Below are 23,731 nucleotides of genomic sequence, written 5' to 3' on the forward strand. Positions count from 1 at the left end.
CAAATTCGAAAGCTTGGGTTCGTTCAGCTTACAGGATAATCGCTGCTTCGACGACTTCAACGAGTCTCCAGCGTTTGTCCTTGGAAAGCGGACGGGTTTCCATGATCCGTACCACATCACCAATTTTGGCTTGGTTGTTTTCATCATGGGCTTTAAACTTTTTGGTGTACTTGATCCGCTTGTTGTACAGCGTGTGCTTTTTGTAGGTTTCTACAGCCACCACTACCGTTTTGTCCATCTTGTCGCTGACAACTTTGCCGGTTTGAACTTTGCGGGCATTACGTTCGCTCATGTTCTTCCTCCTTCCTTCAGCCTGTCAGAGAGGCTTAAGGCATCTAATCGTAATCTATGAATTAGCTGCTGATTCCGAGCTCTCTTTGGCGCAAAACCGTTTTGGCGCGAGCAATCTCTTTCCGCACATCGCGGATGCGAGTCGGATTGTCGAGTTGACCGGTAGCCAATTGAAAACGTAGGTTGAACAACTCTTCCTTGAAGCCGGCGACCTTTTGCTCGATCTCGGCGGAGGTCAGGTTGCGAAATTCACTAGCTTTCATTTGCTTCACCACCCACTTCTTCGCGCTTCACAAACTTCGTTTTGACTGGCAGTTTGTGAGAAGCAAGACGCATTGCTTCACGTGCGATATCTTCAGGTACGCCGGCGAGTTCAAACATGATCTTGCCCGGTTTGACCACCGCTACCCATTTCTCAACGTTACCTTTACCACTACCCATCCGAACCTCAAGAGGCTTTTGGGTGATTGGCTTGGCAGGGAAAATCTTGATCCAGACTTTACCGCCCCGTTTGATGTAACGGGTCATCGCGATACGAGCAGCCTCGATCTGACGGTTCGTGATCCATGCCGGCTCAGTAGCCTGCAGGCCGTATTCGCCGAAGAGCACTTCAGTGCCGCCTTTAGCCCGACCTCTCATATGACCGCGCTGTTGCTTGCGGTGTTTGACGCGTTTAGGTACCAACATGATTAGTTGCCTCCTTCCTGGGGAGCTGCTGCTGTTCTTTTCTTGGCAGGAAGGACTTCGCCACGGTAGATCCAGACTTTGACGCCGATCAGACCATAAGTCGTGAACGCCTCAGCTGTTCCGTAATCGATATCGGCACGCAGCGTATGCAGCGGCACGGTTCCTTCACTGTATCCTTCAGTACGGGCGATCTCAGCGCCGCCCAGACGTCCGCTAACCGATGTTTTGATTCCTTTTGCGCCAGCGCGCATAGTCCGTTGGATCGCTTGCTTCAGGGCACGGCGGAACGAAGTCCGGCGCTCCAGCTGCAGTGCGATGCTCTCGGCTACCAGGATCGCATCCAGGTCAGCTTGCTTGATCTCGGCGATGTTGATATGAACCTTCTTGCCTCCAGAAATCTTGGCAAGCTCCGTCCGCAGGTTCTCTACCTCAGATCCGCCTTTACCGATAACCATGCCTGGCTTAGCGGTATGAATCGTTACGTTGACGCGGTTAGCGGCACGCTCGATTTCGAATTTCGATACAGCAGCATCTTTCAGTTTCTTCTTCAGATACTCGCGGATTTTCACGTCTTCCAGCAAGAGATCACCGAAGTCTTTGCCGGCATACCATTTCGATTCCCAGTCACGGATAATACCGATCCGCAGACCGACGGGATTTACTTTTTGACCCACACGTTATCCCTCCTTATTTTTCAGATACCACCAATGTGATGTGGCTGGTTCGTTTGTTGATCCGGCTCGCACGACCCATCGCGCGTGGACGGAAACGTTTCATTGTTGGACCCTGATTGACATAAACCTCGGATACGACCAGCTTATTGACGTCCAGCTGATAGTTATGATCCGCATTGGCAATGGCAGAGTTCAGCAGCTTCTCCACGATCGGCGATGCCGACTTCGGAGTGTGACGCAGGATCGCGATCGCTTCACCGACTTGCTTGCCGCGGATCAGGTCAACGACCAGTTGAGCCTTGCGGGGCGCGATGCGGATGAAGTTCGCAACAGCTTTTGCTTGTTGTGCCATGGTAGAACCTCCTCTCAGAACAGTTAACTATGCATCAAGCAGATTATCTTCTGCCTGTTTTCTTATCGTCAGCGGTATGGCCCTTGTACGTACGTGTAGGCGCGAATTCGCCCAATTTATGTCCGACCATGTCCTCGGTTACGTATACTGGCACATGCTTACGACCGTCATAGACAGCAAACGTGTGACCAATGAACTGCGGGAAAATGGTGGAGCGACGGGACCAAGTTTTGACGACAACTTTCTTGTCCGTCTCATTGAGTTCCTCGACCTTTTTCAGTAGGTAACCGTCGATAAACGGCCCCTTCTTCAAACTGCGACCCATAGGTGATCCTCCCTTCAGCTAACCTGGCGTAGAATAGTGTCCGAGCCGCTCGGAGTCAAGCTAAGCTTACTTCGTGCGGCCGCGAACGATATATTGGCTGGAAGCTTTTTTCTTCTTGCGGGTTTTGTATCCCAGTGTCGGTTTGCCCCATGGGGACATAGGCGATTTGCGTCCGATTGGCGCACGGCCTTCACCACCACCGTGTGGGTGATCGTTCGGGTTCATGACAACGCCGCGTACTTCAGGACGCTTGCCCAGCCAGCGGGAACGGCCGGCTTTACCGATTTTCACGAGCTCGTGATCCTCGTTGCCTACGGAGCCGATGGTCGCGCGGCATACTTTCAAGATGCGGCGAACTTCGCCAGAGGACAAGCGGATGACCGCATACGTTTCCTCTTTACCGAGCAATTGAGCTTCTGTACCGGCTGCGCGAACCAGTTGGCCGCCTTTGCCAGGCTTCATCTCAATGTTGTGGATCACTGTACCAACCGGGATATTCTCGAGTGGCAGCGCGTTACCTGTTTTGATGTCGGCTGCAGGTCCGGAAGTGATCACGTCGCCAACCTTCAGCCCTTTTGGAGCGATGATGTAGCGCTTCTCACCGTCAGCATAGTGGATCAGTGCGATGTTCGAGGTGCGGTTCGGATCGTACTCGATGGTAGCTACTGTACCAGGAATGCCGTCCTTGTTGCGCTTGAAATCGATAATCCGGTATTTACGCTTGTGCCCGCCACCGTGGTGACGTACCGTAATTTTACCTTGGTTGTTGCGGCCTGCTTTTTTGAAAAGCGGCGCCAAGAGCGATTTCTCCGGTGTGCTTGTCGTAATCTCTTCGAATGTCGAGACGGACATCGCACGACGTGCTGGAGAAGTCGGCTTATACTTCTTAATAGGCACTTCGATTCCCTCCTTACTTAACTAGTCTCTTATTATACCGAAGCTTCGAAGAACTCGAGCTCGTTGCTCTCTTCTGTCAGCTGCACGATCGCTTTTTTCCACTCGGATGTATATCCGGCGTGGCGACCTTGGCGTTTTGGCTTACCAGGTACGCGCATGGTGTTGACGCTAGCGACTTTTACGTTAAAGATGGCTTCGATCGCTTGCTTGATCGCCGTTTTGTTGGCGCGCAGGTCGACTTCAAACACATAACGTTTCGCTACCATAAGTTCGCTTGTACGCTCAGTAATGATCGGGCGCTTGATAATATCGTGGGCGTTCTTCATTACGCAAGCACCTCCTGTACTTTCTCGACCGCTTCCTTGGTGATGATCAGTTGGTCATGAGCCAATACATCCAGAACATTAATGCCTTCGACTGTCAGGAATTTGACGCCTGGAATATTGCGAGCGCTCAGTGCAACATTGTCTTCGTATCCTGCGGTTACAATCAGAGCTTTGCGGGCAACCTTCAGACTGCCGAGAATTCCTTTGAATTCCTTCGTCTTCGGTTGGCTCAGCGCCAATTGATCCAATACGATGATTTCGTTGCCGATCACTTTGGAAGACAGTGCGGATTTGATCGCAAGACGACGCACTTTCTTAGGAAGCTTGAATCCGTAAGTACGCGGAGTCGGTCCGAATACGGTACCGCCGCCAACCCATTGCGGGGAGCGGATGCTGCCTTGACGAGCACGGCCCGTACCTTTTTGCTTCCATGGCTTGCGGCCGCCGCCGCGAACCTCCGAACGACCTTTGGTTTTGTGTGTACCTTGGCGCTCTGCAGCTTGCTGCAGGACCACGGCACTGTGCATAACGTGGGTGTTCGGCTGGATGCCGAAGATCGCTTCAGCCAGCTCAATATCGCCGACCTGCGAACCGCTCACGTTGTATACTGCTACCTTTGGCATTACGTGTTCCTCCTTTCTTCAGGGGTGTTATTTCTTCACCGTCGATTTAATTTTGACGAAGCTGTTCTTAGCTCCGGGAATGGATCCTTTGACGAGCAGCACATTGCGCTCGAGATCAACGCGGATAACTTCCAGACGTTGAATCGTGATGGTGTCTTGACCCATGTGTCCTGGCAGACGCTTGCCTTTCGGTACGCGGTTAGCCTGGATGGAACCCATGGAGCCCGGTCCGCGATGGTAGCGGGAACCGTGCGACATTGGACCTGTGCTTTGTCCCCAACGCTTGATCACGCCTTGGAATCCTTTGCCTTTAGAGATTCCTGTCACGTCAACAAATTCACCTTCGGAGAACAGATCCGCTTTTACTTCTGCGCCAACTTCGTATTCACCCAGGTTAACCCCGCGGAATTCACGAATGTAGCGCTTAGGAGCCGTATTGGCTTTTTGAGCATGAGCTGTTTCGGGCTTGTTCGCTCTTTGCTTCTTCTTGTCGACGAAGCCGAGCTGAATTGCCTCATAGCCGTCATTCTCCTGATCCTTCTTCTGGAGAACCACACAAGGTCCTGCCTCGATGACCGTAACCGGAATTACGTTGCCCTCAGGCGTAAAGACTTGTGTCATGCCGAGTTTTTTCCCTAAGATACCTTTCATGTTGACACCTCGTTTCTCTTACGTAATAAGTAGTAGATCTTGCTTTGGTACGTGTTCTTACAGTTTAATCTCAATATCTACACCGGATGGCAGATCCAAACGCATCAATGCATCAACCGTTTGCGGCGTTGGGTTGACAATGTCGATCAGACGCTTATGTGTGCGCATTTCGAATTGTTCCCGCGAATCCTTGTACTTGTGAACCGCACGCAGAATGGTGATGATTTGCTTTTCCGTTGGCAACGGAATCGGACCGGACACGCCTGCTCCGGAACGCTTTGCAGTTTCAACAATTTTCTCTGCTGATTGGTCAAGAATTCTGTGATCGTAAGCTTTCAAACGAATACGAATCTTTTGCTTTGCCATGTAATTCCCTCCTTCTATCGCCCAATTTAGTATCGGACATACTCCGCGAGAAAACCCGACTTACGCCCCATGGCAAAGGGGCCGGGTGTGTCGGCAACCTCTCGCATCATCGCACAGCCACAGACCAACGTTCACTATTATATACAAAATGAAAGGCATTTGCAAGAAAAATATCCGCTAATGCGTATTTATTTTCAGTTTCCTGTTTCAACCTGTAATAAGGGGAATTTGCACTTTAAATAACTGCTTAAAATCAGTCTGTTGAAAAAGGAGACCTACAGTCACGGATCGATCTTCCGATCTCTGTTGCCCCCAGATTTCTTGATTTATAACCGCTTTATCGGTTGAAATCCGGGGACAGCGTATGCTTTCGAAGCTAGCTTTTCTGCGAAAAGCTTTCAGGCGAACCCTTCGCTTCTCCAGATTCGATTCCGTGCCTCTCCGGCCGTTTTTTAACAGGCTGTTATAATAATCTTTCTTCTATTATATATAGCCCTCAAAAAAAGAGGCTGCCCTCCCGGCCAAGACCGGTTGGACAACCTCTGGTGTAGATCCTGCGCAGCTCACGCTGCAGTAGGATTATTTTTGGATCGAAGCAACAGCGCCAGCGCCTACTGTACGGCCGCCTTCACGGATCGAGAAGCGAGTACCTTCTTCTACCGCGATTGGAGCGATCAGTTCAACAGTAACGGTGATGTTGTCGCCAGGCATAACCATCTCGCTTCCTTCTGGCAGAGTGATGATACCTGTTACGTCCGTTGTACGGAAGTAGAACTGTGGACGGTAGCCTGTGAAGAAAGGCTTATGACGTCCGCCCTCTTCTTTGGTCAGGACGTAGATTTGAGCCGTGAAGTTCGTGTGTGGCTTAACGGAACCTGGCTTCGAAAGTACTTGACCGCGCTCGATGTCTTTACGCTCAACACCACGCAGCAGGGCGCCGATGTTGTCGCCAGCTTGTGCGGAGTCCAGCAATTTGCGGAACATCTCAACACCAGTACATACAGTTTTGCGAGTCTCTTCTTGCAAACCAACGATTTCGATCTCGTCGCCGACTTTAACTTCGCCCCGCTCTACACGGCCAGTAGCAACTGTACCGCGACCAGTGATGGTGAATACGTCCTCGACAGGCATCAGGAATGGCTTGGAAACGTCACGCTCAGGCGTTGGGATGTAAGTATCCACTTGCTCGAACAGCTCGACGATTTTGTCAGCCCACTCGCCATCAGGGTTTTGCAGCGCTTCACGAGCAGCACCACGGATGATTGGCGTGTCGTCGCCTGGGAACTCATACTCGCTCAGCAGGTCGCGAACTTCCATCTCAACCAGCTCGAGAAGCTCTTCGTCTTCAACCATGTCGCATTTGTTCAGGAATACGACGATGTAAGGAACGCCTACTTGGCGGGAGAGCAGGATGTGCTCACGTGTTTGCGGCATTGGGCCGTCAGCAGCGGATACAACCAGGATCGCGCCGTCCATTTGAGCAGCACCAGTGATCATGTTTTTAACATAGTCAGCATGGCCTGGGCAGTCTACGTGAGCGTAGTGACGGTTAGGCGTCTCATACTCAACGTGAGCTGTGGAGATTGTGATCCCGCGCTCGCGCTCTTCCGGCGCTTTGTCGATTTGATCAAAAGCGATAGCAGCACCGCCGTACTTTTTGGAAAGTACAGTTGTGATGGCAGCAGTCAGAGTTGTTTTACCATGGTCAACGTGACCAATTGTACCGATATTAACGTGCGGTTTGTTACGTTCGAATTTTTGCTTAGCCATTGAACTTATTCCTCCTTAATAAATGGAAAGTTATAGGTATCGGCCGCACACTCTCAGCTATGAGGCATACAGAATGACGGCCGTGGCAAACAGGGGATTACTCGCCCTTATGCTTGGAGATAATCTCTTCCGCAATCGACTTCGGCACTTCTTCGTAATGGGAGATTTCCATCGAGAATACGCCGCGTCCCTGTGTACCGGAGCGAAGGGTAGTAGAGTACCCGAACATCTCGGCCAAAGGCACTTTGGAACGGATGATCTGAGCGCCCGAACGGGAGTCTGTACCTTCGATGCGTCCGCGACGGGAGCTGAGCATCCCCATAACGTCGCCGAAGTACTCTTCCGGCACGGTAACTTCAACCTTCATGATCGGCTCAAGCAGAGCTGGAGCACATTTATCCTTGGCAGCTTTGAGCGCCATGGAACCAGCGATCTTAAACGCCATCTCCGAGGAGTCGACATCATGGTACGATCCGTCTACGATGCGGGCTTTTACGTCTACAAGCGGGAATCCGGCAAGAACGCCGTTTTTCATCGCTTCTTCGATACCAGCCTGAACAGCAGGGATGTACTCACGCGGTACGACACCGCCGACGATTTTGTTCTCGAACTCGAAGCCGGCACCGGCTTCTTGCGGTTCGAACTCGATCCATACATGACCGTATTGACCACGGCCACCGGACTGACGAACGAACTTGCCTTCGACCTTGGCTGCTTGCTTGAACGTCTCACGGTAAGCAACCTGCGGTTTACCTACGCTTGTCTCGACTTTGAACTCGCGAACCATACGGTCGACGATGATCTCCAGATGGAGCTCACCCATACCAGCGATGATTGTTTGTCCAGTCTCCTCTCATCCGTGTAGGCACGGAACGTAGGATCTTCCTCCGACAGCTTGGACAGGGCAACGCCCATTTTGTCTTGGTCGGCTTTGGTCTTTGGCTCGATCGCGATCTGGATAACAGGCTCTGGGAAGTTCATGGACTCCAGGATAACCGGAGCTTTCTCGTCACAGAGGGTGTCACCGGTAACGGTGTCCTTCAGACCTACAGCTGCTGCGATATCACCGGAGTAAACTTCGGAGATTTCTTGGCGGCTGTTAGCATGCATCTGCAGGATCCGTCCAACGCGCTCACGCTTGCCCTTCGTACCATTCAGTACGTAGGATCCGGATGCCAGAACACCGGAGTACACGCGGAAGAACGTCAGTTTACCGACATAAGGGTCAGTCATGATCTTGAACGCGAGTGCCGAAAACGGCTGGTCGTCACCCGATTTGCGCGTAACTTCCGTACCGTCTTCAAGGACACCCTTGATGTCAGGCACGTCGATTGGCGCAGGCAGGTAATCAACGACCGCGTCCAACATTGGCTGTACGCCTTTGTTGCGGTAAGAGGAACCACAGATTACGGGGAAGATCTTCACGTCGCAGACCCCTTTACGGAGTGCTGCTTTCAGTTCCTCGACGGTGATCTCCTCACCTTCAAGATACTTCATTGTGAGCTCTTCGTCCAGTTCAGCAACTTTCTCAACGAGCTCTGCACGCAGTTCTTCTACTTGATCTGCAAATTCTGCAGGGATCTCGACTTTCTCAGGATCCCGACCAAGGTCGTCTTTGTAGATGAACGCCACGCGCTCGACGATGTCGATCATGCCTTGGAAATCATTCTCGGCACCAATCGGCAATTGAATCGCGACGGCATTGGCTTGCAGACGCTCGCGCATATCTTTGATAACGTTGAGGTAGTCAGCACCGATGATGTCCATCTTGTTCACGTATGCGATCCGTGGAACACCGTAGCGGTCAGCTTGACGCCATACCGTTTCGGATTGCGGCTCTACGCCTTCTTTTGCACTGAATACACCTACCGCCCCGTCCAATACGCGCAGGGAACGTTCAACTTCAACTGTGAAGTCAACGTGTCCCGGGGTGTCGATGATATTGATGCGGTGACCATCCCATTGAGCTGTAGTCGCAGCGGAAGTGATCGTAATCCCGCGCTCCTGCTCTTGCTCCATCCAGTCCATCGTCGCTGCACCTTCGTGCACCTCGCCGATTTTGTGGGTACGGCCTGTGTAGAACAGGATCCGCTCGGTAGTGGTGGTCTTGCCCGCATCAATATGCGCCATAATCCCGATATTACGCGTATTTTTCAAGGAGAACTCTCTAGCCATGAATATGTCTCCTTTCGAGTTTTAGAGGTTGTTCAAAAAGTCCGCTTAACCGACCTTTTTGAACTCTCAATGTGATACTACCAGCGATAGTGGGCAAACGCTTTGTTTGCTTCCGCCATCTTGTGTGTATCTTCACGCTTCTTGACGGAAGCGCCAGTGTTATTGGATGCGTCGATGATCTCGGCAGCCAAACGCTCTTCCATCGTTTTCTCCCCGCGGTTACGCGAGTAGTTCACGAGCCAACGAAGTCCCAGTGCCGTACGGCGCTCTGGCTTAACCTCGATCGGTACTTGGTAGTTGGCACCACCAACACGACGGGCTTTAACTTCGAGGACGGGCATGATGTTCTTGATGGCTACTTCAAACACTTCCATAGGCTCTTTGCCTGTACGTTCTTGGATAAGTGTGAAGGCATCATACAGGATGGTCTGCGCTACACCGCGCTTGCCGTCGATCATGATGCGGTTGATCAGACGAGTAACAAGCTTGCTGTTATAGAGCGGATCCGGCAATACGTCTCTTTTTGGAACAGGACCTTTGCGTGGCATGAGGTATCCCCCTTTCAGTCGGTTTTGATCACGATGTGATTCACAGTAGCGGATTCGACGTCGAATCTTGAATGCACTCGAATGAGAGTTTCCGAAGGAAACTAGCTTCGCAAGCTCCTTCTTAGGGGTTCACGTAGCCATGCTTCCGAGGTCGTTTTCTACGAAAACGTGGACACTCCTCATTTTCTCCTGCCTCCAACCTTCTCGGTGCTGAAAACCGATCCTTTTGATCACGAGGTGATTTCTTAAGATTCAAGATGTGAGTCTTACTTCTTAGCTTTAGGACGCTTCGTGCCGTATTTGGAACGAGCTTGCATACGGTTGTTGACACCTGCAGTATCAAGCGCACCGCGAACGATGTGGTAACGAACACCCGGGAGGTCTTTTACCCGGCCGCCGCGCACGAGAACCACGCTGTGCTCTTGCAGATTGTGACCGATGCCTCCGATGTAAGCAGTAACCTCTACACGGTTCGTCAAGCGAACACGCGCGTATTTGCGCAAAGCGGAGTTCGGTTTCTTCGGCGTCATCGTACCTACACGAGTGCAGACACCGCGTTTTTGCGGGGCGCTCAGGTTCGTTTCTTCACGCTTCAGCGCGTTGAAACCCTTCTGAAGTGCAGGCGATTTCGACTTGACTACTTTAGCTTCACGGCCCTTGCGGACCAGCTGGTTGATTGTTGGCATGTTGCCACCCCCTTCCTCAATTTTTGACTGACCAACTACGTCTTGCTTAAGCCCACAGATCCAGGTGGTTCATAAAAGAACAAACGAAAGTTTTTGCCTGACGAGTCTCGCCGCCACTGCAAAAACGAATGTCTCTTATTCTTCTTCAGGAATGACAGCCGCCATCGCAGCCCCGACGTCAATACCGCAGGTTGCCCCGAGGCGTTCCATCGTGTCTATCCAGATGACTTCAATTCCTGCCCGTTCGCTGAGCTCTACAATCTTGCCTGTTATTCGCTGATCTGCATCTTCCGCAACATAGACCGCAGTGGCAAGACCTTGCTCCACCATCTTCGTCGTCTGCTTGCTGCCGATCTTGAATGGCATAGAATGTAACCCTCCATTCCAAGGATGGTCCTGCGACCATCGGATGGCCGAGCCCAAACCAGCATGTTGGCACACTGATATAGTAGCATTTTGGTGCCCAGGGTGTCAAGGACTCTTTCTCAATAAACAGGGAATTGCAGGCAGCCCGCAGGCTGCCTGCAATTCCCCGACTTAATATCGGCCTTACAGCTCGACCGGTACGCCTTCGAGTTGCTCTTCGCCGGACTCCGGCTGCTCGTCGTCGCCGGCGAACTTGATGCTGCGGTAGCGGTTCATGCCTGTACCGGCAGGAATCAGCTTGCCGATGATGACATTCTCTTTCAGACCAAGCAACTGGTCGACCTTGCCCTTGATCGCAGCATCCGTCAGGACACGAGTCGTCTCCTGGAAGGAAGCCGCGGAGAGGAACGAATCGGTCTCCAAGGATGCCTTCGTAATACCGAGCAGGACCGGCTTCGCAACCGCTGGCTCGCGATCCGAGAAGATCGCAGTGGTGTTGGCCGCCTCGTACTCATGAATATCCACAAAGGCGCCCGGCAGCAAGGTTGTGCCGCCAGCATCGACGATGCGGATCTTACGAAGCATCTGCTTGATCATGACTTCGATATGCTTGTCGTTGATCTCAACGCCCTGGTTCCGGTATACGCGTTGAACCTCTTGCAGAATATAGTTCTGCACGCCACGGATGCCCTTGATGCGCAGCATATCCTTCGGATCGATCGAGCCGTCGGTCAGTTCGTCGCCTGCCTCGATCTGCTGACCGACGCTAACCCGGATCCGCGAACCGTACGTAACGGAGTAGACCTTGGATTCGGCCTCCCCCTGCACCTCGATCTCGCGACGGTCCTTGGCTTCGCGGATCTCCTTGATCGTGCCATCGAGCTCGGAGATGATCGCCTGACCTTTTGGATTCCGAGCCTCGAAGAGCTCCTGAATCCGCGGCAGACCTTGGGTAATATCGTCTCCGGCGACGCCCCCGGTATGGAACGTACGCATCGTCAGCTGGGTACCCGGCTCACCGATCGACTGGGCAGCGATGATGCCGACCGCTTCACCGATCTCCACATGCTTGCCGGTAGCCAGATTGCGTCCGTAACAGATCTTGCAGACGCCGTGACGGGCGCGGCAGCTCAGCACTGAACGGATCTGCAGACGTTCCACGCCGGCTGCGATGATCTCGTCCGCTTTGGCGGAGTCGATGAGATCATTGCGCTGAACGATGACCTCGCCAGTCTCCGGATGACGAATCGTCTCAAAGGAGTAGCGTCCCTCGATCCGGTCATACAGATCCTCGATGACCTCTTTGCCATCCTGGATCTTGCTGACGGTGAAGCCTTTGTCCGTACCGCAGTCGTCTTCGCGAACGATGACGTCCTGGGCCACGTCGACGAGACGACGGGTCAGGTAGCCCGAGTCTGCTGTACGCAGGGCCGTATCTGCAAGACCTTTCCGCGCGCCATGCGTCGAGATGAAGTACTCAAGGACGGTCAGTCCCTCGCGGAAGTTCGACTTGATCGGGAGCTCGATGATCCGACCCGACGGGTTGGCCATCAGACCCCGCATACCGCCCAGCTGGGTGATCTGCGATTTGTTACCCCGTGCTTTGGAGTCCACCATGAGCATGATCGAATTGTAACGTTCCATCGATTTCATGAGGATATCGGTGATCTGATCCTTCGCCTTGCTCCAGATGCTGATGACGCGGTCATAACGCTCTTCATTGGTGATCAGACCGCGGCGGTATTGATTCGTAACGACAGCTACCTTCTCCTCGGACTCTTTCATAAGCGCCTGCTTCTCATCAGGTACGACAACATCATCGACCGCGATGGTGATACCCGCACGGGTCGAGTACGTGAAGCCCAGCTGCTTGATTTTGTCCAGGATCATGGAAGTTTGGGTCGTATGGTACTGACGGAAGCACTCGGCAATGATTAGACCGAGGTACTCCTTGCCTACAGCTCCCGCTATAGCCAAGTCCCCTGTGAACTTGGTCAGATCCGTACCTTTTTCGTAGACAAAATATTTATCCGGCGTTCCGTTCAACAGGTTGCCTTTGGTGGCTTCGTTGATGTACGGGAAGTCCTCCGGGAAAATTTCGTTGAAGATCACTTTGCCGACCGTTGTCACGATGAGCGCTTTTTGCTGCTCTTCAGTAAAGGTCCGTTTATTTAGCACTTTGACAGGGATAACGATACGCGCATGAAGCGAGACGATTCCGCGTTGGTAAGCCGAGATCGCTTCGTTCACTGTGCCAAAGATCGAGCCGGAGCCCTTGGCTTCGTTGTTGTCCATTGTCAAATAGAAGCTGCCGAGTACCATATCCTGCGAAGGCGTAACGACCGGCTTGCCATCCTTGGGATTCAAGATGTTGCCGGAAGCCAGCATCAGCAAGCGCGCTTCAGCTTGGGCTTCAGCCGAGAGCGGCACGTGAACCGCCATCTGGTCCCCGTCAAAGTCGGCATTGTAGGCCGTACATACGAGGGGATGAAGCTTGATTGCGCGTCCTTCAACCAGGATCGGCTCGAATGCCTGAATCCCGAGACGGTGAAGTGTGGGGGCACGGTTGAGGAGCACCGGATGCTCCTTAATCACTTCCTCCAGCACATCCCATACTTCAGGGCTGACGCGTTCAACCTTGCGTTTCGCACTCTTAATATTGTGCGCCAGGCCTTTGTTCACAAGCTCCTTCATCACGAAAGGCTTGAACAGCTCCAGCGCCATTTCCTTCGGCAGACCGCACTGGTACATCTTCAAGCTAGGCCCGACGACGATAACCGAACGACCGGAATAGTCGACGCGTTTACCCAGCAGGTTCTGACGGAAGCGGCCTTGCTTACCTTTGAGCATATGGCTGAGCGATTTGAGCGGACGATTTCCTGGACCCGTAACCGGGCGGCCGCGGCGGCCGTTGTCGATCAACGCGTCCACTGCTTCCTGCAGCATCCGTTTCTCGTTCTGCACGATGATGTCCGGCGCGCCCAGATCGAGCAGACGCTTCAGACGGTTGTTGCGGTTGATAACCCGGCGGTACAGGTCGTTGAGGTCGGAGGTCGCGAAGCGACCGCCGTCCAGCTGTACCATCGGACGCAGCTCCGGCGGGATGACCGGCAGCACGTCCAGGATCATCCATTCCGGATCATTGCCGGAGTTACGGAACGCCTCGATGACTTCCAGACGTTTGATCGCCCGGTTGCGGCGCTGGCCTTGTGCCGAGCGCAGCTCTTCCTTCAGCATTTCAAGCTCGCGCTCGACATCGATATCCTGAAGCAGCTTTTTGACCGCTTCCGCACCCATGCCAGCCTGGAAGCCATAGCCGTACTTCTCGCGGTAGCTGCGGTATTCCTTCTCGGAGAGCAGCTGTTTCTTCTCCAGCGGCGTCTCACCCGGATCTGTCACCACATAAGAAGCAAAGTAGATGATCTCCTCCAGCGAACGGGGAGACATATCCAGCGCCAGCCCCATGCGGCTCGGAATGCCTTTGAAATACCAGATATGGGATACAGGCGCCGCCAGTTCGATGTGCCCCATGCGCTCACGGCGTACTTTGGCTCGTGTTACTTCAACGCCGCAGCGGTCGCAGACGACACCTTTGTAACGTACACGCTTGTATTTGCCGCAGTGACATTCCCAGTCCTTAGTCGGTCCGAAGATCTTCTCACAGAACAGACCTTCCTTCTCCGGCTTCAGGGTACGGTAGTTGATCGTCTCCGGCTTCTTCACTTCACCACGGGACCAGGAACGGATCTTGTCCGGTGAGGCCAAACCTATTTTCATGTACTCGAAGTTGTTAACATCCAACAAGGAGCAACCCTCCTTAAGTCTGTGTCAGGCAAATGTACGCGGACAGCCATTCCCGCCTGGAGGGTGGGAATCGCTGCGCACGCGCTGCAGTGAAACGTCATATGCGGTGGCCGCTTACTCGACACCTAGGCTTGCGTGCTACTCTACGCCTACTTCCGCACCTTCGAGATTCAGGTTGAGCTTGTCGCCTTGGCCTTCATCCTCGTCGTCGATTTCACGCATTTCGATTTCTTCTTCATCCTCACTGAGGATCTTGACATCCATGCCAAGGCTTTGGAGCTCCTTGATGAGAACCTTGAACGACTCCGGCACACCCGGCTCCGGCACATTCTCACCTTTAACGATCGATTCGTACGTCTTCACGCGGCCTACCACGTCATCCGACTTGACAGTGAGGATCTCTTGCAGCGTATAAGCTGCACCGTAGGCCTCGAGCGCCCATACCTCCATCTCCCCGAAACGCTGGCCGCCGAACTGCGCCTTACCGCCGAGCGGCTGCTGTGTAACGAGCGAGTAAGGTCCGGTGGAACGGGCATGGATCTTATCGTCGACCATATGCGCCAGCTTGATCATATACATGACGCCAACCGTCACTTCGCGCTCAAACGTCTCGCCTGTGCGGCCGTCGAACAGCTTGGTCTTGCCGTTGCGCTGCATGCCAGCCTCTTCCATCGCATCGAATACGTCATACTCGCGCGCGCCGTCAAATACCGGCGTCGCCGCATGGATACCCAAGTGCTTACAGGCCATGCCAAGATGGACTTCGAGCACCTGACCGATATTCATCCGCGACGGTACGCCCAACGGGTTCAGGACAACCTCAACCGGCGTGCCATCTGGCATAAACGGCATATCTTCTTCCGGCAGAATGCGTGCGATAACCCCTTTGTTGCCATGGCGTCCTGCCATCTTGTCGCCTTCAGAAATCTTACGCTTCTGGGCAATGTATGCACGTACGAGCTGGTTAACTCCTGGCGGCAGCTCATCGCCGTTCTCACGAGTGAACACTTTGACGTCGACGACGATGCCGTCGGTTCCGTGAGGCACTCGCAGCGACGTATCACGCACTTCACGCGCCTTCTCGCCGAAGATCGCGTGCAGGAGCCGTTCCTCGGCAGTGAGCTCTGTTACACCCTTAGGTGTAACTTTACCGACCAGGATATCACCGGCACCAATCTCCGCACCGACGCGGATGATACCGCGCTCATCGAGATTTTTCAGCGCTTCCTCACCGACATTCGGGATGTCACGCGTGATCTCTTCCGGTCCCAGCTTAGTATCGCGGGCCTCCGACTCGTATTCCTCGATATGGATCGAGGTGTATACATCCTCTTTGACCAGCTTCTCGCTCAAGAGGATCGCATCCTCATAGTTGTAGCCTTCCCAGGTCATAAAGGCAACGACGACATTGCGGCCGAGCGCCAATTCGCCGGACTCCGTCGACGGCCCGTCAGCTAGGATCGTGCCTTTGCGGACAAACTCGCCCTTGCGGATGATCGGCCGCTGATTGATGCACGTTCCCTGATTGGAGCGCATAAACTTATGGAGCTTATGCTTGATCAAGTCTCCGGTTACCTGCTTGCCGTCGATCTCTTCGACGCGGCGCAGCCAGATCTCGTTGGCTGTGACGCGCTCGATGATGCCGTCGTGCTTGGTCACGATACAGACTCCGGAATCCTTCGCCGACTTGTGCTCCATCCCGGTACCGACCAGCGGAGCTTTGGGGATGAGCAGCGGAACCGCCTGCCGTTGCATGTTGGATCCCATAAGCGCGCGGTTGGAGTCATCGTTCTCGAGGAACGGGATCAGCGCTGTCGCTACGGATACAACCTGCTTCGGTGAAACGTCCATATAATCGACGCGATCGCTCGGCATCGTCAGGATGTTGTCAGCCTGCTTGTTGTAGCGGACAATGACACTCTCTTCGGCGAACTTGCTCTCGGCTGTCAATTGCGCATTCGCCTGAGCGATGACATAGTTATCCTCTTCGTCAGCCGTCAGATAAGCGATCTGCTCAGTGACGATGCCTGTCTTCGGATCCACCCAGCGGTATGGCGCTTCGATGAAGCCATACTCATTGATCCGGGCGAAGCTGGACAGGGAGTTGATCAGACCGATGTTCGGCCCCTCCGGGGTCTCAATCGGACACATGCGGCCGTAGTGAGAGTTATGAACGTCACGGACCTCAAAGCCGGCGCGCTCACGCGTCAAGCCGCCTGGACCGAGCGCAGACAAACGACGCTTATGCGTCAGCTCCGCGAGCGGATTGGTCTGGTCCATAAACTGCGACAGCTGGGAGCTGCCGAAGAACTCCTTGATCGAGGCGATAACCGGACGAATGTTGATCAGCGCTTGTGGCGTAATCGCGTTCGCATCCTGAATCGACATCCGCTCGCGCACGACGCGTTCCATCCGCGAGAGGCCGATCCGGAACTGGTTTTGCAACAGCTCGCCAACCGAACGCAGACGACGGTTGCCCAAGTGATCAATATCGTCCGTACTGCCGACACCATGCAGCAGATTCAGGAAATAATTGATCGATGCAATGATGTCTGCCGGTGTAATATTCTTGACGGCTTTGTCGATAATGCCGTTGGAGATAATCTTGATGATCTTGCCGTCTTCATCCGGCGAGAATACGCTGATGGTCTGTAGTGGAATACTACTGGCATCCATGACGCCGTTCGCGACATGATACGTTTTGAACGCGACGTTCTTCTCGAGCAGCGGAAGGATCTCATCAAGCAGGCGACGATCGATCATCTGACCGGTCTCGGCCAGAATCTCGCCAGTGCTCGGGTCGATCAGCGTCTCGGCAAGACGTTGATTGAACAGCCGATTTTTGATATGAAGCTTTTTATTCATCTTGTAACGACCCACATTGGCCAAGTCATATCGTTTCGGGTCGAAGAATCGCGCGACGAGCAAGCTCTTCGCATTATCCAGCGTTGGCGGCTCACCCGGACGCAAACGCTCGTAAATCTCGATCAAGGCTTTCTCGGTGGAATCCGTGTTGTCCTTATCGAGTGTATTGCGAATATATTCATCGTGTCCCAGCAAGTCGAGGATCTCGGCATCTGTGCCAAAGCCCAGCGACCGGAGCAGAACCGTAACAGGAATCTTGCGCGTGCGGTCGATCCGTACATAGACGATATCCTTCGCGTCAGTCTCCAGTTCGAGCCAGGCGCCGCGGTTCGGAATCACAGTCGCAGTGTACGTTTTCTTCCCGTTTTTATCCACTTTGGTGCTGAAGTATACACTGGGTGAGCGTACCAATTGGCTGACAATAACCCGTTCGGCACCATTGATGATGAATGTGCCGGTTTCTGTCATCAGCGGAAAGTCGCCCATAAACACTTCTTGTTCCTTAACTTCGCCGGTTTCTTTGTTGATGAGACGCACCTTTACCCGCAGCGGCGCTGCATACGTCACATCACGCTCCTTAGATTCGTCTACCGAATACTTCGGTTCGCCCAGGCTGTAATCGATAAATTCGAGCGACAAATTACCCGTGAAATCCGAAATCGGTGAAATATCCTGGAACAATTCAAGCAAATCCTTTTCCAGGAATTTATCATACGATTTCTGTTGGATTTCGATCAGGTTAGGAACATCGAGCACCTCGCTGATGCGAGCGTAACTTCTACGCGTGCGTCGGCCATACTGAACAAGTTGTCCTGCCAACTTAACCTCACCCCTCATGTCTGCTTCAACGCTTGCGGAACAAGACATTGCTATAGTCAAGCGCCCGGCCCACCAACTATTCTCCCAATAAAGAAAAGCCCTTATCGAATTGAGTTTCGAAAAAAGAGCGTTGTCTCAAGTGCCGTGGCGCATGCTGCCAAACCTACATATCCACTAATTTTGCCCAAAATCTAAACATTATACGTCAAGTTTGAAGACTTTATGCATTGCCGCCTCAAAAAATACGCTTGACATTTTAGTCCACTAAAGAAATTGAGCCCATATTAATGCTGACATTTTATAATAATACCACAGCAGAACAGCGGAGTCAAGAACAAGATAGGATATCACAGAGTTGCCTTGAATATACGATATCCCTTATCTTTAGCGGCTTCCTCTACCGTGGAAAACAACTGCTCCAGCTTGGCCTGAGTGGAAGGCGCGCCCTGCTTCTTCTGAATAACCACCCACATCGCTCCGCCGGGCACGAGTAATGCTGCGCCTTCTTCATAAATCCGATGCACCGTTTCTTTGCCTGCCCGGATAGGCGGATTTGTCAGGATCACATCATACCTGCCGCCGCTTACCGCCTCGAAGAGATCACTTTGCACAATCTCGCAATTGGCGATCCCATTGAGTCGCGCATTCTCCTTCGCCAGCTCTACGGCCCGTTCATTGATATCGATCATCGTGACCTTCCCGGAGGCGGCAAGCTTGGCTGCAACCAGACCAATCGGTCCGTAGCCGCAACCAACATCCAGCACCCTGGCATCTTCAGCCAGCTCCATCGTCTCGATCAGCAGCCGGCTGCCGAAGTCGACCCCACCTTTGGAGAATACACCGCTGTCTGTCATGAAGCGAAATCGCATCCCTCGCAGATCGGATTCATGAAGACGCCGATCATGTGCCCCGCCAGGCTCACGTGTGTAGTAGTGGTTAGACATCATGCCCCTCGCTTTCTACTCCCGCGTACAGCAAACCCCTTGAAGCGTTAGCTTCAAGGGGTTATGCCCCATACGTTAAATTATTTCACTTCTACAGCTGCGCCAGCCGCTTCCAGCTTCTCTTTCACGCCGTCTGCTTCTTCTTTGGATACTTTTTCTTTGATTGGCTTTGGTGCGCCGTCTACCAGTTCTTTTGCTTCTTTCAGGCCGAGACCTGTGATTTCGCGAACGGCTTTGATGACGTTGATTTTGGAAGCGCCAGCGTTGTTAAGGATAACGTCGAATTCGGTTTGCTCAGCAGCTGCTTCGCCGCCGCCTGCGCCACCGCCGACAACAGCTACTGGAGCTGCAGCAGTTACGCCGAATTCTTCTTCGATTGCTTTGACCAGGTCGTTCAGTTCAAGAACGTTCATGCCTTTGATTGCTTCCAGGATTTGCTCTTTACTCATGAGATAAACCTCCATAATTTTAGTTTATTAATTGGCGTGCTATGCGCCTTGTTGTTCTTGTTCTTGCTTTTCTCCAACTGCTTTGACCGCCAGCGCGAAGTTGCGCATAGGCGCTTGAAGGACGCTGAGGAGCATCGACAGCAAGCCTTCGCGGGACGGCAGATCAGCCAGAGCTTTGATCTCGTCCACGCTGACGACTTGACCTTCGACGATGCCGCCTTTAAGTTTCAAAGCATCATTCTTCTTCGCGAAAGAGTTCAGGATCTTGGCTGGTGCAACTGCGTCTTCTTTGCTGAATGCGACCGCTGTGGGACCAGTCAGCACTTCTTCCAGTCCGTTCAGCTCGGCAGTAGCCGAAGCGCGGCGCACGAGCGAGTTCTTGAGAACCCGGAACTCGATGCCCGCATCCCGAAGCTCTTTGCGCAGTTCCGTTACCTGAGCTACGTTCAGACCGCGGTAATCGGCGATCACGGTGCAGGAACTCTCGCGCAGCTTGCCCGCGATTTCTTCAACCGCTTGTTGTTTGCTTTCGATAATCTTTGCGTTTGCCAAACTTTACACCTCCTATAAATAATCAGCATTCCGTTATTTTCGGCGTCCCTCTCCGTCTTAAACATGAGAAAGACCTTCGCCGCAAACCGCAAGCGAAGGCCATGATGGTTCATCATTCCATATACGATTGCACGCATATGTGAAAAACAAACGTTATATCATAACACCTCGGTAGGAAATTAAGCCTCGCGGCACCTACTGTCTACGGTATGCATATTCAATTCTTGAGCTGGTTTCCTTTAGCGGAATACCGTTGCATTGACGCGAGCGCTTGGGCCCATCGTCGAGGAAACCGCAATGTTTTTCAGGTATACACCTTTGGCCGCAGCGGGCTTGGCACGAACCAATGCTTCGACAAGCGAACGAAGGTTTTCGTTCAATTTGTCGGCATCGAAGGACACCTTGCCGATTGGCGCATGGATTTGACCTGCTTTGTCCAGACGGTATTCGATTTTACCGGCTTTGATCTCTTGTACCGCTTTGGAAACGTCAAACGTTACCGTACCGGCTTTCGGGTTAGGCATGAGGCCCTTACCGCCGAGAATCCGACCGAGCTTACCGACTTCCGCCATCATGTCCGGCGTTGCTACGCAGACATCAAAATCGAACCAGCCTTGCTGAACTTTGTTGATCATATCGGAATCTCCGACAAAATCAGCGCCAGCGGCTTCAGCTTCCTTCGCTTTGTCGCCTTTGGCGAATACGAGGACGCGTTTGGTCTTGCCTGTACCATGCGGGAGTACAACGACACCGCGCACAGCCTGATCCTGTTTCCGTGGGTCTACGCCCAGACGGACTGCAACTTCAACGGACTCGTCGAACTTTGCAGATGCAGCCTTCTTCACCAATTCGATGGCTTCCAAAGGCTCGTAGCTGGCTTCGCCGTCGAACAGCTTGGCAGCTTCCAGGTACTTCTTACCGTGTTTTGCCATGATTTTCTCCTCCTTGTGTGGTGGTAGCGGAATATCCTCCTTGTGGATGATCCTCCCACGTCACAGCCCCGCCCGGGCTGCGATGCTTGCCGACGATCAGTCGACGATATTGATGCCCATGCTGCGCGCTGTACCTTCGACCATCAGCATCGCTGCTTCGACCGAACCCGCGTTCAGATCAGGCATTTTTTGCTCGGCGATCTCACGTACTTTGTCGCGTTTTACAGTTGCAACCTTCTTCTTGTTCGGTTCGCCCGAACCTTTCTCGATCCCAGCTGCTACGCGGAGCAGAACAGCCGCAGGCGGCGTCTTGGTCTCGAATGTAAAGGAGCGGTCCTCGAATACCGAGATAACGACCGGGATAATCAATCCCGCTTGATCTGCAGTACGAGCGTTGAACTCTTTACAGAAGGCCATGATGTTCACACCCGCTTGTCCGAGTGCAGGACCGATCGGCGGAGCCGGATTCGCTTTACCTGCCGGAACTTGCAGCTTGACCATCTTGATGACTTTCTTTGCCATGATAGTGCACCTCCCTGCCCTAAGTTGTGGTCGAACGGGAATCGCTTCCCTCCCACCATCGCCCGTCAATGTACGACAAGCGACTTCAGAAACCAGATATTATATCTTCTCCACCTGAGTGTAATCCAGCTCAAGCGGGGTTTCCCTGCCAAACATGTTCACGTGGACCTTCAGCTTGCTCTTGTCGATCAGGATCTCTTCGACCGTGCCGACAAAATTGGCAAACGGGCCCACCTTGACTCGAACCGTCTCCTTCAGATCAAATTCGATCTTCGGTTTCGGCTCCTCCATGCCCATGTGCTTCAGGATCTGTTCCACTTCATCAGGCAGCAATGCCGTAGGCTTGGAGCCCGAGCCTGTAGAACCGACGAATCCAGTCACGCCGGGGGTATTGCGAACAACGTACCACGAATCGTCCGTCTGGATCATCTCGACGAGCACATAGCCGGGGTAAACTTTACGCATGACGGTTTTTTTCTTGCCGTCCTTGTTCACCACTTCTTCTTCCATCGGCACTAGCACGCGGAAGATCTTGTCCTCCATGCCCATCGATTCCACACGTTTTTCGAGATTCGCCTTCACCTTGTTCTCATAGCCGGAGTAAGTATGAACGACGTACCATCTCTTTTCCATAACAAACCACCTTTGGTTCCTTCTTAAACAATCAGTTCGACCAGTTCGGAGATCCCGATGTCAAGAAGCCAAAAGTAAATCGTCACCGCTATAATCGTCACCATAACAACGATCGTGTAGCTCGTCAACTCTTTACGGTTTGGCCAGCGGACTTTCTTAAGCTCCGCCCAGCTATCGGCAAAGAAGGCAAATGTTGATCCGAAGCCCTGCTTCATTTTACCAAGAAAAGACACGTCCACACCTCCAGTTGCTATCTAGTTTCGCGATGAGGAGTATGCTCGTTGCAAAACTTGCAAAACTTCTTCATCTCGATGCGATCGGGGTGATTACGTTTGTTCTTGTTGGTCGTGTAGTTTCTTTGTTTGCAGTTCGTACAAGCCAACGTGATAATAACACGCATTGCAGTACACCTCCCGGTCTAACCTTATGAAAAGCATAAATCTTACACCATAAACGTTTATCTTGATATGAGCCATTTGTTACAATACGCGCATTTAGGCCTACCTAAAATACTTTAGCACATGGCCTATTTCATGTCAACGATAAACTTGTGCAAATGTCAAGCCCCCCGGCTGGATTATTTCGGTATGAACCAGCCGCAGGTCCCTCTCGGTAGATCTCCACAAAAATAGCAGACTGGCCGTCTGTCTTCCCATTATTGCCAGATGCTCCGGCGGATAATCCTGCACCTCAAAGAAACTCGGTGGCGCGAAATAAAAAAAGACTCGCCCGCGAGCCTTAGGTGTACTGCGTATTCACATCTCTTACTCCAGCGGCGGGCTGGACTCACCCCGGGACATCCCGCACTTCCAGATAACGCTCGAGCTTGCGCTTGACGCGCTGCAGCGCATTATCGATCGACTTGACGTGACGGTCGAGGTCAACTGCAATTTCTTGATACGATCTTCCATCGAGATACAGCATCAGCACTTTGCGTTCGAGATCGCTCAGAATCTCAGCCATCTTGTCCTCAAGCCCGACGAATTCTTCCTGGTTGATGATGAGTTCCTCCGGGTCGGAGACGCGCGAGCCGCAGATCACGTCCAGCAGCGTACGGTCGGAGTCCTCGTCATAGATGGGCTTGTCCAGAGATACGTAAGAATTCAACGGGATATGCTTCTGACGGGTCGCCGTCTTGATCGCGGTAATGATCTGCCTGGTGATGCAGAGCTCGGCGAAAGCCTTGAATGAAGCCAGCTTGTCCCCTTTGAAATCGCGGATCGCCTTGTACAATCCGATCATGCCTTCCTGCACGATATCCTCGCGGTCGGCGCCGATCAGAAAATAGGACCGGGCTTTGGCGCGGACGAAGTTCTTGTACTTGTTGATCAAGTATTCCAAGGCTTCGCTGTCGCCTTCGCGCACGGCTTCGACGTTGTCCTCGTCCGTATTGCAGTCATATTCGTGCATACTCAATTCTTTGAGGTCGATGCTCACGAACTATCCCTCCGGCCTGCACGGCGTGCGCTGCTTA

Annotated in this window: 26 protein-coding genes, 1 pseudogene and 1 other annotated feature; all 27 genes and pseudogenes read right to left on the reverse strand. The window is 52.9% G+C overall.

Annotated elements, in window-relative coordinates:
• Window positions 1-28 precede the first annotated feature (28 nt).
• The 27 genes and pseudogenes from rpsQ to sigH all read right to left on the reverse strand — a co-directional run bounded on the left by rpsQ (window position 29) and on the right by sigH (window position 23,694).
• Window positions 29-292, reverse strand: coding sequence for a 30S ribosomal protein S17 (rpsQ, locus tag ABC336_RS11515; RefSeq protein ID WP_128659932.1), 264 nt, complete (start codon window positions 290-292; stop codon window positions 29-31).
• Window positions 293-353: 61 nt separating this feature from the next.
• Window positions 354-554, reverse strand: coding sequence for a 50S ribosomal protein L29 (rpmC, locus tag ABC336_RS11520; RefSeq protein ID WP_020620145.1), 201 nt, complete (start codon window positions 552-554; stop codon window positions 354-356).
• Window positions 544-978: a 50S ribosomal protein L16 gene (gene rplP, locus ABC336_RS11525; protein WP_020620144.1), complete on the reverse strand. Its 435-nt coding sequence runs from the start codon at window positions 976-978 to the stop codon at window positions 544-546. Before rplP ends, rpmC begins: the two co-directional genes overlap by 11 nt.
• Before the next feature lie 2 nt (window positions 979-980).
• Window positions 981-1,652, reverse strand: a complete 672-nt coding sequence (gene rpsC / locus ABC336_RS11530; RefSeq protein ID WP_413238787.1) for a 30S ribosomal protein S3 — start codon at window positions 1,650-1,652, stop codon at window positions 981-983.
• 13 nt (window positions 1,653-1,665) lie between these two features.
• Window positions 1,666-2,004: a 50S ribosomal protein L22 gene (rplV, locus tag ABC336_RS11535; protein WP_020620142.1), complete on the reverse strand. Its 339-nt coding sequence runs from the start codon at window positions 2,002-2,004 to the stop codon at window positions 1,666-1,668.
• Window positions 2,005-2,047: 43 nt separating this feature from the next.
• On the reverse strand, window positions 2,048-2,329 hold the full coding sequence (gene rpsS, locus ABC336_RS11540) for a 30S ribosomal protein S19 (protein WP_413238788.1): 282 nt from the start codon (window positions 2,327-2,329) through the stop codon (window positions 2,048-2,050).
• A gap of 66 nt (window positions 2,330-2,395) precedes the next feature.
• Window positions 2,396-3,226, reverse strand: coding sequence for a 50S ribosomal protein L2 (gene rplB / locus ABC336_RS11545; RefSeq protein WP_413238789.1), 831 nt, complete (start codon window positions 3,224-3,226; stop codon window positions 2,396-2,398).
• 32 nt (window positions 3,227-3,258) lie between these two features.
• Window positions 3,259-3,552 (reverse strand): 50S ribosomal protein L23, encoded by a 294-nt coding sequence (gene rplW, locus ABC336_RS11550; RefSeq protein WP_413238790.1) that lies wholly within the window; start codon window positions 3,550-3,552, stop codon window positions 3,259-3,261.
• A complete protein-coding gene (gene rplD, locus ABC336_RS11555; RefSeq protein WP_413238791.1) occupies window positions 3,552-4,175 on the reverse strand; it encodes a 50S ribosomal protein L4 in 624 nt (207 codons plus the stop codon). Before rplD ends, rplW begins: the two co-directional genes overlap by 1 nt.
• A 27-nt stretch (window positions 4,176-4,202) precedes the next feature.
• Window positions 4,203-4,826, reverse strand: coding sequence for a 50S ribosomal protein L3 (rplC, locus tag ABC336_RS11560; RefSeq protein ID WP_413238792.1), 624 nt, complete (start codon window positions 4,824-4,826; stop codon window positions 4,203-4,205).
• A 57-nt stretch (window positions 4,827-4,883) separates the two neighbouring features.
• Window positions 4,884-5,192: a 30S ribosomal protein S10 gene (gene rpsJ / locus ABC336_RS11565; RefSeq protein WP_005544556.1), complete on the reverse strand. Its 309-nt coding sequence runs from the start codon at window positions 5,190-5,192 to the stop codon at window positions 4,884-4,886.
• Window positions 5,193-5,771: 579 nt separating this feature from the next.
• Window positions 5,772-6,962, reverse strand: coding sequence for an elongation factor Tu (gene tuf / locus ABC336_RS11570; RefSeq protein WP_413238793.1), 1,191 nt, complete (start codon window positions 6,960-6,962; stop codon window positions 5,772-5,774).
• Between the two features lie 97 nt (window positions 6,963-7,059).
• Window positions 7,060-9,137: pseudogene (gene fusA / locus ABC336_RS11575) on the reverse strand (elongation factor G).
• A 77-nt stretch (window positions 9,138-9,214) separates the two neighbouring features.
• Window positions 9,215-9,685 carry a 30S ribosomal protein S7 gene (gene rpsG, locus ABC336_RS11580; protein WP_128659922.1) on the reverse strand — a complete coding sequence of 157 codons (471 nt, stop codon included), beginning with the start codon at window positions 9,683-9,685 and terminating at the stop codon, window positions 9,215-9,217.
• A 266-nt stretch (window positions 9,686-9,951) separates the two neighbouring features.
• Entirely contained in the window at window positions 9,952-10,371 is a 420-nt protein-coding gene (rpsL, locus tag ABC336_RS11585) for a 30S ribosomal protein S12 (RefSeq protein WP_413238794.1), read from the reverse strand.
• A gap of 135 nt (window positions 10,372-10,506) precedes the next feature.
• Window positions 10,507-10,737, reverse strand: a complete 231-nt coding sequence (locus tag ABC336_RS11590) for a ribosomal L7Ae/L30e/S12e/Gadd45 family protein (RefSeq protein WP_413238795.1) — start codon at window positions 10,735-10,737, stop codon at window positions 10,507-10,509.
• Window positions 10,738-10,920: 183 nt separating this feature from the next.
• Complete coding sequence (rpoC, locus tag ABC336_RS11595) at window positions 10,921-14,541, reverse strand: DNA-directed RNA polymerase subunit beta' (protein WP_413238796.1); 3,621 nt, start codon at window positions 14,539-14,541, stop codon at window positions 10,921-10,923.
• Window positions 14,542-14,679: 138 nt separating this feature from the next.
• A complete protein-coding gene (rpoB, locus tag ABC336_RS11600) occupies window positions 14,680-18,243 on the reverse strand; it encodes a DNA-directed RNA polymerase subunit beta (RefSeq protein ID WP_413238797.1) in 3,564 nt (1,187 codons plus the stop codon).
• A 329-nt stretch (window positions 18,244-18,572) separates the two neighbouring features.
• Window positions 18,573-19,169: a class I SAM-dependent methyltransferase gene (locus ABC336_RS11605; RefSeq protein WP_413242492.1), complete on the reverse strand. Its 597-nt coding sequence runs from the start codon at window positions 19,167-19,169 to the stop codon at window positions 18,573-18,575.
• Between the two features lie 80 nt (window positions 19,170-19,249).
• A complete protein-coding gene (gene rplL, locus ABC336_RS11610) occupies window positions 19,250-19,618 on the reverse strand; it encodes a 50S ribosomal protein L7/L12 (RefSeq protein ID WP_413238798.1) in 369 nt (122 codons plus the stop codon).
• Window positions 19,619-19,657: 39 nt separating this feature from the next.
• Window positions 19,658-20,170, reverse strand: a complete 513-nt coding sequence (rplJ, locus tag ABC336_RS11615; RefSeq protein WP_413238799.1) for a 50S ribosomal protein L10 — start codon at window positions 20,168-20,170, stop codon at window positions 19,658-19,660.
• 56 nt (window positions 20,171-20,226) lie between these two features.
• Window positions 20,227-20,396 (reverse strand) — a sequence feature (ribosomal protein L10 leader region).
• 13 nt (window positions 20,397-20,409) lie between these two features.
• Complete coding sequence (gene rplA / locus ABC336_RS11620) at window positions 20,410-21,102, reverse strand: 50S ribosomal protein L1 (protein WP_413238800.1); 693 nt, start codon at window positions 21,100-21,102, stop codon at window positions 20,410-20,412.
• 96 nt (window positions 21,103-21,198) lie between these two features.
• Window positions 21,199-21,624, reverse strand: coding sequence for a 50S ribosomal protein L11 (rplK, locus tag ABC336_RS11625; RefSeq protein WP_020620125.1), 426 nt, complete (start codon window positions 21,622-21,624; stop codon window positions 21,199-21,201).
• A gap of 99 nt (window positions 21,625-21,723) precedes the next feature.
• On the reverse strand, window positions 21,724-22,257 hold the full coding sequence (gene nusG / locus ABC336_RS11630; protein WP_413238801.1) for a transcription termination/antitermination protein NusG: 534 nt from the start codon (window positions 22,255-22,257) through the stop codon (window positions 21,724-21,726).
• A gap of 23 nt (window positions 22,258-22,280) precedes the next feature.
• On the reverse strand, window positions 22,281-22,490 hold the full coding sequence (gene secE, locus ABC336_RS11635) for a preprotein translocase subunit SecE (RefSeq protein WP_413238802.1): 210 nt from the start codon (window positions 22,488-22,490) through the stop codon (window positions 22,281-22,283).
• 17 nt (window positions 22,491-22,507) lie between these two features.
• The gene (rpmG, locus tag ABC336_RS11640) at window positions 22,508-22,657 is read right to left on the reverse strand and encodes a 50S ribosomal protein L33 (protein WP_081666981.1); all 150 of its coding nucleotides are present in this window, start codon (window positions 22,655-22,657) and stop codon (window positions 22,508-22,510) included.
• A gap of 386 nt (window positions 22,658-23,043) precedes the next feature.
• Window positions 23,044-23,694 carry an RNA polymerase sporulation sigma factor SigH gene (sigH, locus tag ABC336_RS11645; protein ID WP_413238803.1) on the reverse strand — a complete coding sequence of 217 codons (651 nt, stop codon included), beginning with the start codon at window positions 23,692-23,694 and terminating at the stop codon, window positions 23,044-23,046.
• Window positions 23,695-23,731: the final 37 nt, after the last annotated feature.

It is taken from the genome of Paenibacillus jepli, assembly GCF_047238105.1.
In the GTDB taxonomy this organism is placed as follows: Bacteria; Bacillota; Bacilli; order Paenibacillales; family Paenibacillaceae; genus Paenibacillus_D.

What these genes read in the sequence shown, in the direction of transcription:
- rpsQ (WP_128659932.1), bottom strand. Translation starts at nt 292, where the DNA reads ATGAGCGAACGTAATGCCCGCAAAGTTCAAACCGGCAAAGTTGTCAGC.
- rpmC (WP_020620145.1), bottom strand. Translation starts at nt 554, where the DNA reads ATGAAAGCTAGTGAATTTCGCAACCTGACCTCCGCCGAGATCGAGCAA.
- rplP (WP_020620144.1), bottom strand. Translation starts at nt 978, where the DNA reads ATGTTGGTACCTAAACGCGTCAAACACCGCAAGCAACAGCGCGGTCAT.
- rplV (WP_020620142.1), bottom strand. Translation starts at nt 2,004, where the DNA reads ATGGCACAACAAGCAAAAGCTGTTGCGAACTTCATCCGCATCGCGCCC.
- rpsS (WP_413238788.1), bottom strand. Translation starts at nt 2,329, where the DNA reads ATGGGTCGCAGTTTGAAGAAGGGGCCGTTTATCGACGGTTACCTACTG.
- rplW (WP_413238790.1), bottom strand. Translation starts at nt 3,552, where the DNA reads ATGAAGAACGCCCACGATATTATCAAGCGCCCGATCATTACTGAGCGT.
- rplD (WP_413238791.1), bottom strand. Translation starts at nt 4,175, where the DNA reads ATGCCAAAGGTAGCAGTATACAACGTGAGCGGTTCGCAGGTCGGCGAT.
- rplC (WP_413238792.1), bottom strand. Translation starts at nt 4,826, where the DNA reads ATGAAAGGTATCTTAGGGAAAAAACTCGGCATGACACAAGTCTTTACG.
- rpsJ (WP_005544556.1), bottom strand. Translation starts at nt 5,192, where the DNA reads ATGGCAAAGCAAAAGATTCGTATTCGTTTGAAAGCTTACGATCACAGA.
- tuf (WP_413238793.1), bottom strand. Translation starts at nt 6,962, where the DNA reads ATGGCTAAGCAAAAATTCGAACGTAACAAACCGCACGTTAATATCGGT.
- rpsG (WP_128659922.1), bottom strand. Translation starts at nt 9,685, where the DNA reads ATGCCACGCAAAGGTCCTGTTCCAAAAAGAGACGTATTGCCGGATCCG.
- rpsL (WP_413238794.1), bottom strand. Translation starts at nt 10,371, where the DNA reads ATGCCAACAATCAACCAGCTGGTCCGCAAGGGCCGTGAAGCTAAAGTA.
- ABC336_RS11590 (WP_413238795.1), bottom strand. Translation starts at nt 10,737, where the DNA reads ATGCCATTCAAGATCGGCAGCAAGCAGACGACGAAGATGGTGGAGCAA.
- rpoB (WP_413238797.1), bottom strand. Translation starts at nt 18,243, where the DNA reads ATGAGGGGTGAGGTTAAGTTGGCAGGACAACTTGTTCAGTATGGCCGA.
- ABC336_RS11605 (WP_413242492.1), bottom strand. Translation starts at nt 19,169, where the DNA reads ATGTCTAACCACTACTACACACGTGAGCCTGGCGGGGCACATGATCGG.
- rplL (WP_413238798.1), bottom strand. Translation starts at nt 19,618, where the DNA reads ATGAGTAAAGAGCAAATCCTGGAAGCAATCAAAGGCATGAACGTTCTT.
- rplA (WP_413238800.1), bottom strand. Translation starts at nt 21,102, where the DNA reads ATGGCAAAACACGGTAAGAAGTACCTGGAAGCTGCCAAGCTGTTCGAC.
- rplK (WP_020620125.1), bottom strand. Translation starts at nt 21,624, where the DNA reads ATGGCAAAGAAAGTCATCAAGATGGTCAAGCTGCAAGTTCCGGCAGGT.
- nusG (WP_413238801.1), bottom strand. Translation starts at nt 22,257, where the DNA reads ATGGAAAAGAGATGGTACGTCGTTCATACTTACTCCGGCTATGAGAAC.
- rpmG (WP_081666981.1), bottom strand. Translation starts at nt 22,657, where the DNA reads ATGCGTGTTATTATCACGTTGGCTTGTACGAACTGCAAACAAAGAAAC.